Below are 11,864 nucleotides of genomic sequence, written 5' to 3'. Positions count from 1 at the left end.
TACTAATTACAAAAACAGAATATACTATGTTGAAGACTATTTTGTCTATTTCCGGTAAGCCGGGATTGTATAAGCTCATTTCTCAGGGAAAGAATATGTTGATTGTCGAGTCGTTGGTTGATAAGAAACGTTTTCCGGCTTACGGCAATGAAAAGATTATCTCTTTAGGCGATATTGCCATGTATACGGATGCAGAGGAAGTGCCTTTGAAAGACGTACTTCTTTCAATGAAGAAAAAAGAGAACGGCGCCGCTGTGGCGTTGGATGTGAAAAAGGCTTCCGTGAAAGAACTTCAGGCTTATTTGGCGGAAGTGTTGCCTAATTTTGACCGCGACCGCGTATATGTATCGGATATTAAAAAACTGATTTCCTGGTATAACCTGCTGGTGGCAAGTGGCATGACCGACTTTGAAGAAGCATCTGAAGCTGCTGCCGAAGAGACTAAAGAGGCAACCGCAGAATAATTATACTCCATTTTGAGGTTTAAAAAAGAAAGGTGTATGAGAGGCCGCTTCTCATACACCTTTCTTTTTAAGTCCGATTAGTTGTTAGTTTCTGAACACCAATCCGTCTTTCGTCCTATCGGCATCCACCGTAATCGGTTTGTTGCGGTCAACCTCTTGCGACAACAGCTTTTTGGACAAGTCGTTCAGTAAATAATGCTGGATAGCACGTTTCACCGGACGGGCGCCGAATTCAGGATCGTATCCCGCATTGGCAAGGAAGTCTATGGCGGCATCGGTCAATACCAGTTCCACACCGTTTGCGGACAACATTTTTTGTACGCTCTTGATTTGGAGTACAACAATCTGTTTGATTTCCTTTTCTGTCAACGGCAAGAACATGATTGTCTCGTCGATACGGTTCAGGAACTCCGGACGAATCGTCTTCTTCAGCATATTCATCACTTCCTTCTTGGTTTCTTCTACAATCTCTTCCTTGTTGGAGCCGTTCAGTTTCTCCATCTGGCTTTGAATGTATCCGCTACCCATATTGGAGGTCATGATGATAATGGTATTCTTGAAGTTTACGGTACGTCCCTTATTATCCGTCAAACGTCCGTCGTCCAGTACCTGCAACAGGATGTTGAATACATCCGGGTGCGCTTTCTCGATTTCATCGAACAGTACGACGGAGTAGGGCTTACGGCGTACGGCTTCCGTCAGCTGACCGCCTTCATCGTATCCTACATATCCCGGAGGCGCTCCTACCAGACGGGAAACACTGTGCTTCTCCTGATATTCACTCATGTCGATACGCGTCATCATCGTTTCATCGTCAAACAGGAACTCGGCGAGTGCCTTGGCAAGTTCCGTCTTACCTACGCCGGTCGTACCGAGAAAGAGGAACGAGCCGATAGGGCGTTTCGGATCCTGCAATCCTGCACGGCTGCGACGCACGGCATCGGCTACCGCCTCAATGGCTTCATCCTGACCTATTACGCGTTGATGCAGTTCGTCTTCCAGATGCAGCAGCTTGTCCTTTTCACTTTGCAGCATCTTGCTTACCGGTATGCCCGTCCAGCGGGAAACCACATCGGCGATGTCCTCGGCATCGACTTCTTCTTTAATCATTGCCTTGTCACCCTGCATCTCGTGCAGTTTCTGCTGCGTTTCTTCAATTTCCTGATTCAACGCTTGCAGTTTGCCGTAACGTATTTCGGCAACCTTTCCGTAATCGCCTTCACGTTCCGCCTTGTCGGCCTCAAACTTCAAATTCTCTATTTCGACCTTGTTCTGTTGAATCTTGTTGACCAGCGTCTTTTCGCTTTGCCACTTCGCCTTGTACGACTTTTCCTGCTCTTTCAGTTCGGCAAGTTCCTTACCGATTTGCTCGAGTTTGGGTTGGTCGTTTTCACGTTTAATGGCTTCCCGCTCAATCTCCAGTTGTTTGATTTTACGTGAAATCTCATCCAGTTCTTCCGGTACGGAGTCTACTTCCATACGGAGTTTGGCGGCTGCTTCATCCATTAGGTCGATAGCCTTATCCGGTAAGAAACGGTCGGTGATATAACGGTTGCTCAGCTCTACGGCGGCAATGATGGCGTCATCTTTAATCCGTACGTGGTGGTGATTTTCATAACGCTCTTTCAAACCGCGGAGAATGGAAATTGTACTCAACGTATCCGGCTCGTTCACCATGACGATTTGGAAACGGCGTTCCAAAGCCTTGTCCTTTTCAAAATACTTTTGATACTCGTCAAGAGTGGTAGCGCCGATGCTTCTCAGTTCGCCACGCGCCAGGGCAGGCTTCAGGATATTGGCGGCATCCATCGCTCCCTCGCCTTTGCCGGCGCCTACCAGTGTGTGGATTTCATCGATAAACAGAATAATATCTCCTTCCGACTTCTTCACTTCATTGATAACGGCCTTCAAACGTTCCTCGAATTCACCCTTATATTTGGCTCCTGCAACCAGTGCGCCCATATCCAGTGAATAAACCTGTTTGTTTTTCAGGTTTTCGGGTACGTCACCTCTTAGAATACGGTGTGCAAGCCCCTCCACAATCGCTGTTTTACCGGTACCCGGTTCACCTATTAATATAGGGTTGTTCTTGGTGCGGCGACTCAGGATTTGCAATACCCGGCGGATTTCTTCATCACGGCCGATTACAGGATCCAGCTTGCCGCTTCGTGCCGCTTCGTTCAAATTGATGGCATACTTCTCTAATGACTGATACGTATCTTCGCTGGATTGCGAAGTAACCTTTTCACCTTTCCGCAATTCATTGATTGCATTACGCAATTCTTTTTCCGTCATCCCGGCATCCTTGAGGATAGTGGAGGCGGTACTTTTTACGTTCAGTAAAGCCAGCAGAATCGGTTCCAGCGAAACGAATTCATCACCCATTTCTTTGGAATACTGGGTGGCTTTTTGAAACACTTCATTAGTTTCACGGCTCAGATAAGGCTCTCCACCCGATACTTTCGGCAGTGAGTCGACCTGCTTGTCCAGTACGAGCGCGATTTGTTGCCCGTTCATGCCCAACTTTTGGAAGATGAAGTTGGTGACATTTTCACCTACCTTCATCACGCTCTGAAGCAAGTGTACGGGTTCGATGGCTTGTTGCCCCCGTGCCTGCGTCAGGTTTACGGCCTCTTGTACGGCTTCCTGCGCTTTGATGGTAAAATTGTTAAAGTTCATATCTTGTTCTCCTTTCTATTTTTATCAGATTCATAACACCTCAAAGGGCGCAAAAGATTTGCCAGCTGCAGAAATGAGACAAAATTTCAGTTAATAGAAGAAAATGAATGTCAAAATGGCTGATTTGCGACAAATGGCTTTTATCTGAGAAACTTTTTGTACCTTTACTCCCTCAATAAATATGCGATTATGGAAAATGCCCGAATAAAACTTTCCGAAACGGTAATGGTGATAGACGTTGCCTACCTGAACTTTGTTATAAATGATTTGAAGAAGTATTTTGAACCTCTGTTGGGACGTTCTTTACAGACGGTGGATTTGGCGCTTTTTACCATGTATCTGGCTATGGATGCCGGAGTAAAAGGAAGTGATAACGATGTGCAGATACTGCTGGTGTATGATGAACAGTCCGGAAAATTGGAGCATTGCCTGCCGTCCGACCTGAAAAGCGAATTGGACGGAGTGGCCTTCAAAGCCTCTTTGGGTGAATTCAGTTTTATGGCTGTGCCTTCAGAGGGTTTTGTGTCCCGCGGAGACTTATATCTTGATTTGTTGCAGATAGTCTTAAATTCCGCCGAGGTGAAGAAACTGGTTGCAGTTCCTTTTAATGAGGAGTATGGCAAAGAGGTGGAAGACGTATTGAAGGAATTTACGGCAGGAAGCTCCGGGCGCAAAGAGAATGCAAAAGATATTGTTTATTTCCGTATGGAAGAGCCTGAGGCTCCGGCGGTATGTCATTGGGAAATGTTGGGATATCCGCTGATGTCGGTATTGGGTATCAGAAGCGAAGATTTGCAGAATAATTAATCATACTAATTCATTGTGCCGTGAGTGATTTTCGTTTAAAAGTGTTCCAGTCTGTCGCGAAAAACCTGAGTTTTACGAAAGCTTCGCAAGAATTGTTTGTCAGCCAGCCTGCCATAACCAAGCATATACAAGAGTTGGAGGCTGCTTATCAGACGCGTTTGTTTGACCGCCAGGGTAGCAGAATCTCATTAACGGATTCGGGTAAGTTGCTCTTGGAACATTGCGAACGGATTCTGGAAGATTACAAACGGTTGGAATACGAAATGCACTTGTTGCATAATGAATATACAGGCGGTTTGAAGCTGGGCGCCAGTACCACCATTGCCCAATATGTGTTACCGCCTCTGCTTGCCAGTTTCATCGGTAAGTTTCCACAAGTTAATTTATCGTTGCTGAACGGTAATTCCAGAGAGATAGAAGCCGCTTTGCAGGAGCATCGCATTGATTTGGGTTTTGTCGAAGGGGTATTCCGATTGCCTAACATTAAATATACCACTTTTCTGGAAGACGAACTGGTAGCGGTGGTTCGTACGGGCAGTAGACTTACGGTGGGAGAGGAGATAACCCCCGAAGAGCTGTTGCATCTGCCTCTGGTGCTTCGCGAAAGAGGTTCGGGAACATTGGACGTTTTTGAGCGTGCCTTACAGCAACATAATATAAAGTTATCCTCTTTACAGGTTTTGATGTATTTGGGAAGTACGGAAAGCATCAAGCTCTTTTTGGAGCACACGGATTGTCTGGGCATTGTTTCTATTCGTTCCATTACACGTGAATTATATTCAGGACAGTTGCGTGTCGTTGAAATTAAGGGAATGCCTATGTTGCGCGATTTTAGCTTTGCACAACCTCAGGGACAAGAAAGCGGTTTGGCGCAAGTATTCATGCAGTTTGCCATGCACAATAACAATAAGTTATAGTATATAAGTAGAAACAATTGGCGTGATTGGGAAAAGAAGCCTACCTTTGCGGCCGAAAACAAATTAATAAAAATAAAAAAGTATGGCTTCAACTCGAGCATTGGCGAAAAGCATTAATATGCCTTTCTTGCAGAACAACAACAAAATTATTTACGTTTCACTTCTTATCATTCTTTCTGTCTTTTTATTTCTCGATTATATTCCGGGAATGCACGCTTATGCTGCATGGGTTACTCCGCCGGTAGCTTTATTTCTTGGTTTGGCATTTGCCTTGCTTTGCGGGCAGGCGCATCCTAAGTTTAATAAAAAGACATCCAAATATCTGTTGCAGTATTCTGTGGTAGGTTTGGGATTCGGCATGAATTTGCAGGCGTCACTTGCTTCCGGTAGGGAGGGCATGGAATTTACGATTATCTCTGTGGTAGGCACATTGCTTATCGGTTGGGTTATCGGTCGTAAGTTCCTGAAGGTAGACCGGGACACTTCTTATCTGATTAGCTCCGGTACGGCTATTTGCGGTGGTAGCGCTATCGCGGCGGTAGGCCCTGTATTGAAAGCAAAAGATAGTGAGATGTCCGTGGCTTTGGGTACGATTTTTATATTGAATGCGATAGCATTGTTTATATTCCCGATGATAGGTCATGCGCTGAATATGAGTCAGCATGAATTTGGTACGTGGGCTGCCATTGCCATCCATGATACAAGTTCGGTGGTTGGTGCGGGTGCTGCTTATGGCGAAGAAGCGCTAAGAGTTGCCACCACTATCAAGCTGACCCGTGCGCTTTGGATTATCCCGTTGGCAATCGCCACTTCGTTTATCTTTAAGAGTAAGGGACAGAAAATCAGTATCCCCTGGTTTATCTTCTTCTTCGTTCTGGCAATGGTTGTCAACACCTATGTGTTGAATCTTTCCGAAACGGGCGCTTTGATCGGTGCAGGAATCAATAGCATTGCACGTAAGACATTGACGATTACCCTATTCTTTATCGGAGCTTCCCTTTCCCGCGATGTATTGAAAGCGGTGGGCATCAAACCGCTGGTGCAGGGTATACTGCTTTGGGTGGTTATCAGTTGCAGCACGCTGGCCTATATCTATTGGTTTTGATATAAGGCTGTAACGGTTTGTGGAGACAAGACGGTATATTCGTTTTGTATTCCCTGAATATTTTCATCGGTCGCATATATAAATACACATCTCGTTATTACCGGGGTGTGTATTTCTTTTATGCACCCTGCCCAACAACGCCGAACCGAAGTCACCGGAACGTAAGTAATAAAACCTTGTCGTTCCAGCTTCTTTTTAATACTCAGTTCGGCGTGCGGACCAGTTAATACGATATACCACGAATGCGGTTTACCCAAGTGAGTGATAATATGTTGAAAAGTCATAGTTAGTTAGCTTTTGTTACTGTAAAACTGAATGCATGAAAAAATTGCGGCCTGTTTCCGATTGTTATCGGAAGAACGATTGTGACGGAAGTTCTTCCGCCTTTTCTAATATTTCTTTTATTGTATATTTTGTTAATCCCTTTTGGAGTAATCAGGTTGGATGCGGTGATTGTGCGGTTTATTCCATGATTGCTTTGAATGCTTTCCGTAGGAACTTTGTCGGTTGTAAAAGGAAAGAGACTGACGCCTGAGGCTTTCCCATTGACGATGAAACCGGCTTTTTCCCAGTTCAGCCATACTACTTCATCAGTATTGTTTTTGATAATTACTTTCCATGCACTGCTGTTCGGGATGAACTGATAAAACACATTATCTTTGATATATTCCAATTTATCTTGATGATTTTCATACGATTTAAATGAGATACGGCAATTTTCATTATCGATATATTGCGCATGCGATAATGTGGGAAACAAAAGTGACAATAAAATAATGAGATGATGTTCCCGTTTGTATTTCCGGTAGTCAAAGTAAGTCCATATAAGGATAGCCAGTATACAGATAGGAATTGCAATGAGAATATAAACAGTCAATGTCATAGCATTATATGTATTATCTTTTTATTCGTATGAATACGTGGCAAAAATATCATAAATTAATTGATAAAACAAATAAATTATGGGATAATTCGAACTTATATACAGATAAATTATTGTTCAAGTAGTTTTCGTGTGGCTAATTAATTCGTATCTTCATAGAAATGGAAAAGAGTAATATATATATTGGCGAGATTATCAGGAATGTCATGGCTGATAATCAGGTTACTAAGGCTGAACTAGCAAGAAGACTGGGTGTTAGGCCTCAAAGTGTCGATTATATGTTGACACGGAAAAGTATTGATACAGATACGTTGTACAATGTTTCAAGGGCATTGAATTATGATTTTGCCATGCTATACTCTTTGCGTGAAGGACAGACAAATTGTGATGTGAAAGAATCCGTATATAATGTTGCTACCGCTAAAATACTGGTGGAGTTGGAATTGAAACCGGAAGACTTGGCGAGGTTGAATTTGAAAAAAAGAATCTCCGATGTGTTGAAATGATTCATGGATATATATTTATAAATTTGTCTCAAAAGAATTTATTGGTTTTGATATAAGGTTGTAACGGTTTGCGGAGACAGGACGGCATATTCCTTTTGCATCTCTTGCATTTCTTCGTTGGTTGCATATACAAATACACATCTTGCTATTGCCGGGATGTGTATTTCTTTTATACGTCCGTCCCAAGTGCGCCGAACCGAAGTCGCCGGAACATAAGTGATAAATCCTTGCCGTTCCAGTTTCTTTTGGGTACTGAGTTCTGTGTGCGGGGCGGTCAGTACGATATACCACAAATGCGGTTTATTCAAATGGTTGATAATATATTGGAAAGTCATGGTTAGTTAGCTGTTACAACAAAGTTGAATATATGAAAAAACTGCGGTTGATTGCCGATACCGATTGGTAAAACGATATTGACGGAAGTCCGTCCGCCTCTCTTCAGATTTCGTTTACTGTATATTTTATTGACTTTTTTCCCTTTTATTAAGTTGGATGCAGTGACAGTCCGGGTTATTTCGGATTTTTCTTTGATAACATCCGTAGGGGGGCTATCGGCTGTAACAGGGCAGAAACCGACACCGGACGCTTTTCCATTAATGATAAAGCTGGCTTTTTCCCAGTTTATCCGTATATCCTTATTAGTATTGTTTTTGATGGTTATTTCCCATGCATTGCTTTCCGGGGTAAAACGGTAAATTATGCCGTCTTGGGTATATTCCAGTTTACCCGGCTGGTTTGCATACGATGAAAATGAGATTTTGCACTGTGCTTTGTCCGTATGTTGCGCATACGACAATATCGGATAAAAAAGAAGTATCAGGAGTATAAAATGATTCTTGCGTTTATATTTCCAATAATCGAAACACAGCCATAGAATGATAGCCAGCAGACATACCGGTATCGCAATAAGAATGTACGTTATTAATGCCATACACTATTTATTATTTTGTTTGTTGCAGTGGCAAAAATATTATAAAATAATTGATAAAACAACAATATCGTAAAAACAAATATACAAATTACCGTTAACGCGAAGTATATAAGACAATTGACTGCAGACGATTGGTTACGGATTATACGTTTCCGGCTTTTATACTGCCAATCTTTGTAAATGTATGATTTCTGCTAATTCCTGAACATTTTATTCTTTGCTCTATTATCATTTCGTGTATTTTTGCATCCGTAAAAGAGGTGACAGCCACCTGAAATTAACCTAATTCGATATAAATAGCGTATGAAACTTATTCTGCTTTCTCTTGCGTTCCTTTGTACGTTCCCTTTGGGGGCGCAGCAAGTCATTGGCTTTGAAGACCGGGTTCCCGAGGGTTTTACCTCTCCCGACAGGAAATCCCTTTCTTTATCAAACCGTTATTATAAAGAAGGTAAGAAAAGTCTTGAATGGAATTTCGGTCCCGGCTCGGTAATGAACGTTGCGTTGGACGCTCCGCTGGCTTTGAACAATAAGACAGAGGCCACACACGGCATTACGCTGTGGATTTACAACGAGAAGTCACAGCCGGATTCATTACGCTTTGAGTTTCTCGATGCCGAGGGCAAAGTGTCCTATTGGTTTACGTATCGGTTGCAATCGCCCGGATGGCGTGCCTGCTGGATTGGCTTCAAGAGCATGCGCGGCGATAAGGCGGACAAGTCAATCACCTCTTACCGTATAGTGGCTCCCAACCGTAAAGGCCGGGTGTTCTTCGACCGCTGGAAATTCCCGGAAAAGGCGATGAACCTGCGTACTACCCCCGATATGCAGATAGATTACAACAGCCTTGCCGTAGGGCGCGACCTTTGGCACTGGTGCCGCGTATGGGAGTGGGAGCAGTACGAATATGACATTCCCCGTCCGGCCAAGCTTACGGAACAACAACGCCGGGACCTTAAAACGATAGAAGAACGACTGAATGAGGCTCTGACACCGCCGGCCGCTTCTGCCGTGGCTGCCGCAGTGAAAAAAGCCGTGGCTACTTATGCAAAGGCTGATATCTATCCGTCGGGTTCGGGCTTTACGGGCGCGCCTTTACTGGCTCCCGACGAGCTGCATCGTGATAAAGGCGAACTTTCTTGGAATGACCTTGAAGCCATGCTTGCCGGATTTGCCTACGATGCTTATTGTAACAAGTCCTATGAGGCCGAAAGCAATTACTTTGCCGTATGGGAGTATGCGATAGACCAGGGTTTTGCCTATGGCAGCGGTATGGGTACCAACCATCACTACGGCTACCAGATACGTAAGATATATACCACGGCTTGGTTGATGCGTAAAACCATTCTGAAGTCTTCACGCCGCGACGACATTCTCAAAACACTGCTTTTTTGGTCTGCCCTGCAGGAGACCAGGCTCCCTTGCGCCGAGATACGCGATGAAATGCTCGACTCCTGGAATACCTTGTTGCAGCCCAAGCTGATTGCTGCCATGATGATTCCCGATGAATGCGGACGTGTACAGGCTTTACGCGGTTTGTCCCGCTGGGTGTCCGGTTCGGTAAATTGTACGCCGGGTACGATTGGCGGTATCAAAGTGGACGGTACGACTTTTCATCATGGCGGTTTCTATCCTGCTTATACTACCGGAGCACTTGCTACGGTGAGCGATTATATTGCCATGACCGGTGGAACGGAATTTGTACCTTCGCTCGAAGCCCGTCGTCTTTTGGCGGGCGCCTTTACCGCCATGTGCAATTATTCCAATCTTACAGAGTGGAGTACCGGGCTTGGCGGACGCCATCCTTTCGGCGGCAAGATGGGTGGGGCGGACATCAAAGCGTTTGCGCAACTGGCTCTTTCCGGCGACTTATCCGGACAGGGCGGTGAGTTCGACCATGCGCTGGCTGCCGACTATCTTCGTTTGATGAATGGTAAGAACAGCCCGGAAGCCCGCTTCTTTAAGGAGAAAGACATTCAACCGGCCAAAGCTCCGCAAGGATTCTTTGTTTATAACTATGGCGCTGCCGGTATTCACCGCCGTGCCGATTGGATGGTGACACTCAAAGGATTCAATACCAATGTGTGGGGTTCGGAGATTTATACGAAAGACAACCGTTACGGACGCTACCAAAGCTACGGTTCCGTTCAGATAATGGGCTATCCCTCACGTAAGGCGAGCGGGTATGTGGAAGAGGGGTGGGACTGGAACCGCCTGCCGGGTACGACAACCATCCATCTACCCTTGGAATTGCTGGACAATCCCCGTACCGGTACTTTAATGGCGCGTTCTACCGAGAACTTTGCCGGAACTTCCTCTTTGGAGGGACGTCACGGTATGTTTGCGATGAAGTTGAAAGAGGCCGATTATAAGAATTTCACTCCAGACTTTGTGGCACGCAAGTCCGCTTTCTGCTTCGATAATCGTATCGTTTGCCTGGGTACGGGCATCAGTAACAGTAATGCGCAGTATCCTACGGAGACCACCCTTTTTCAGAGTGAATACCGTCCGGGCAAGGCGGCCATCTCCGTGATGGGAAAGGAGATAGACAAACCGTCATTCGGCGCAAAACTGGCGGGTAATCCCAATTGCTGGTTGCGTGACGGATACGGCAATCATTATCTTGTACCGGAAGGTCTTGTACGTGTGCAGATAGCCGAACAACAGAGTGCCAAAGATACGGATAAATCTCCGACAAAGGGTACATTTGCCAGTGCCTATATAGTACATGGTCTGGCTCCCCAAGACGCTGCCTATGCTTACAGTATTCTCATTCAGCCCACTGCCGGGGAACTTGCCGCAGCGCAAAAGGAGCCCGGTTATTCCATTCTCCGTCGTGACCGGCAGGCGCATATCGTTTTCGACCGTGCTTCGGGGGTAACGGGGTATGCCGCTTTTGAGGCTGTCAGTTTGCCGGAAGATGAAGTTGTTGCGGATATTGCTTCCGAAACAATGGTAATGCGCCGTACGGCAGAGGATGGAACGCTGATTGTCAGCGTTTGTGACCCTGACCTGCACATCAAGGAAAAAACATATACTACTCCCGAGCCCAGTGCGCCGTCTTTCAAAACTTTGCATCTGAGAGGCGCGTGGAGTTTGGCTGTACCCAATGAAAAGGTAAAAGTACAGTCGGCAGGAGATGTTACGGAAATAACCGTTACCTGCCGGCACGGACAGCCGGTGGAATTCCGATTGAAGAAATAACGGGTTTTCTTTAGGTATTTTGTTCACCCCTTTCGTTCTTCCTGTTTCTTTATTGATGCAAAACAGGATGCGAAAGGGGTGTTTACATTTTATCTCTTTTGCCCTTCACCTTTCACAACTCTCTATTCATGCGGGATAGCGGGTGAACCCTTTGATTTTGTCCATTCACAATTTCCTCACAGCTTGTTGTTCAAGAATGCCACACCTTAGTAACCCAAACACCTCACCTTAACTCCTCGAATTGCAGGGGTTTGCTCCCCAAACCTTAGGGCTTTGGTGTGTTATGCTGTGGTGTTTCAGTTGCTAAGGTGTGGTGTTTGGGGTGTTAAAGTGAGGTCTTTTGATAACAAAAAATGTCTCGTAAGATG

Annotated in this window: 11 protein-coding genes; 6 read left to right on the top strand and 5 right to left on the bottom strand. The window is 45.1% G+C overall.

Features of this window, described 5'->3' with window-relative positions:
• Positions 1–26: 26 nt before the first annotated feature.
• On the top strand, positions 27–464 hold the full coding sequence (locus BUB52_RS06170) for a DUF5606 family protein (RefSeq protein ID WP_009121468.1): 438 nt from the start codon (positions 27–29) through the stop codon (positions 462–464).
• Between the two features lie 84 nt (positions 465–548).
• On the opposite strand, the gene clpB is transcribed toward BUB52_RS06170, so the two are convergent.
• Positions 549–3,143, bottom strand: a complete 2,595-nt coding sequence (gene clpB, locus BUB52_RS06165) for an ATP-dependent chaperone ClpB (RefSeq protein ID WP_009121469.1) — start codon at positions 3,141–3,143, stop codon at positions 549–551.
• 189 nt (positions 3,144–3,332) lie between these two features.
• On the opposite strand from clpB, the gene BUB52_RS06160 reads away from it, so the two are divergent.
• The 3 genes from BUB52_RS06160 (at position 3,333) to BUB52_RS06150 (ending at position 5,972) form a co-directional block, all read left to right on the top strand.
• Entirely contained in the window at positions 3,333–3,950 is a 618-nt protein-coding gene (locus BUB52_RS06160; protein ID WP_009121470.1) for a DUF6621 family protein, read from the top strand.
• 20 nt (positions 3,951–3,970) lie between these two features.
• A complete protein-coding gene (locus BUB52_RS06155; RefSeq protein WP_009121471.1) occupies positions 3,971–4,867 on the top strand; it encodes a LysR family transcriptional regulator in 897 nt (298 codons plus the stop codon).
• 82 nt (positions 4,868–4,949) lie between these two features.
• Positions 4,950–5,972: a YeiH family protein gene (locus BUB52_RS06150; RefSeq protein WP_009121472.1), complete on the top strand. Its 1,023-nt coding sequence runs from the start codon at positions 4,950–4,952 to the stop codon at positions 5,970–5,972.
• Here the strand turns inward: BUB52_RS06150 and BUB52_RS06145 are convergent.
• On the bottom strand, positions 5,960–6,256 hold the full coding sequence (locus BUB52_RS06145; RefSeq protein ID WP_009121473.1) for a UpxY family transcription antiterminator: 297 nt from the start codon (positions 6,254–6,256) through the stop codon (positions 5,960–5,962). The genes BUB52_RS06150 and BUB52_RS06145 overlap by 13 nt on opposite strands.
• Before the next feature lie 2 nt (positions 6,257–6,258).
• Complete coding sequence (locus BUB52_RS06140) at positions 6,259–6,855, bottom strand: hypothetical protein (protein ID WP_009121474.1); 597 nt, start codon at positions 6,853–6,855, stop codon at positions 6,259–6,261.
• A 161-nt stretch (positions 6,856–7,016) separates the two neighbouring features.
• Here BUB52_RS06140 and BUB52_RS06135 point away from each other — a divergent pair, with 161 nt between their 5' ends.
• Positions 7,017–7,361 carry a helix-turn-helix domain-containing protein gene (locus BUB52_RS06135; protein WP_009121475.1) on the top strand — a complete coding sequence of 115 codons (345 nt, stop codon included), beginning with the start codon at positions 7,017–7,019 and terminating at the stop codon, positions 7,359–7,361.
• Between the two features lie 38 nt (positions 7,362–7,399).
• On the opposite strand, the gene BUB52_RS06130 is transcribed toward BUB52_RS06135, so the two are convergent.
• Together BUB52_RS06130 and BUB52_RS06125 are read right to left on the bottom strand one after the other, a co-directional pair.
• Positions 7,400–7,696: a UpxY family transcription antiterminator gene (locus BUB52_RS06130; RefSeq protein WP_009121476.1), complete on the bottom strand. Its 297-nt coding sequence runs from the start codon at positions 7,694–7,696 to the stop codon at positions 7,400–7,402.
• 2 nt (positions 7,697–7,698) lie between these two features.
• Positions 7,699–8,292 carry a hypothetical protein gene (locus BUB52_RS06125; protein WP_009121477.1) on the bottom strand — a complete coding sequence of 198 codons (594 nt, stop codon included), beginning with the start codon at positions 8,290–8,292 and terminating at the stop codon, positions 7,699–7,701.
• A 303-nt stretch (positions 8,293–8,595) separates the two neighbouring features.
• Here BUB52_RS06125 and BUB52_RS06120 point away from each other — a divergent pair, with 303 nt between their 5' ends.
• The gene (locus tag BUB52_RS06120; protein ID WP_009121478.1) at positions 8,596–11,496 is read left to right on the top strand and encodes a chondroitinase family polysaccharide lyase; all 2,901 of its coding nucleotides are present in this window, start codon (positions 8,596–8,598) and stop codon (positions 11,494–11,496) included.
• The last annotated feature ends 368 nt before the right edge of the window (positions 11,497–11,864 follow it).

Origin of the sequence: Bacteroides clarus YIT 12056 (assembly GCF_900129655.1) — a bacterium.
In the GTDB taxonomy this organism is placed as follows: Bacteria; Bacteroidota; Bacteroidia; order Bacteroidales; family Bacteroidaceae; genus Bacteroides; species Bacteroides clarus.
This window is presented reverse-complemented; position numbering and strand designations above follow the sequence as displayed.

Bases quoted from the DNA above. Each gene is read 5' to 3' on its own strand.
- BUB52_RS06170 (WP_009121468.1), top strand. From the start codon at position 27: ATGTTGAAGACTATTTTGTCTATTTCCGGTAAGCCGGGATTGTATAAG.
- clpB (WP_009121469.1), bottom strand. From the start codon at position 3,143: ATGAACTTTAACAATTTTACCATCAAAGCGCAGGAAGCCGTACAAGAG.
- BUB52_RS06160 (WP_009121470.1), top strand. From the start codon at position 3,333: ATGGAAAATGCCCGAATAAAACTTTCCGAAACGGTAATGGTGATAGAC.
- BUB52_RS06150 (WP_009121472.1), top strand. From the start codon at position 4,950: ATGGCTTCAACTCGAGCATTGGCGAAAAGCATTAATATGCCTTTCTTG.
- BUB52_RS06145 (WP_009121473.1), bottom strand. From the start codon at position 6,256: ATGACTTTTCAACATATTATCACTCACTTGGGTAAACCGCATTCGTGG.
- BUB52_RS06140 (WP_009121474.1), bottom strand. From the start codon at position 6,855: ATGACATTGACTGTTTATATTCTCATTGCAATTCCTATCTGTATACTG.
- BUB52_RS06135 (WP_009121475.1), top strand. From the start codon at position 7,017: ATGGAAAAGAGTAATATATATATTGGCGAGATTATCAGGAATGTCATG.
- BUB52_RS06130 (WP_009121476.1), bottom strand. From the start codon at position 7,696: ATGACTTTCCAATATATTATCAACCATTTGAATAAACCGCATTTGTGG.
- BUB52_RS06125 (WP_009121477.1), bottom strand. From the start codon at position 8,292: ATGGCATTAATAACGTACATTCTTATTGCGATACCGGTATGTCTGCTG.
- BUB52_RS06120 (WP_009121478.1), top strand. From the start codon at position 8,596: ATGAAACTTATTCTGCTTTCTCTTGCGTTCCTTTGTACGTTCCCTTTG.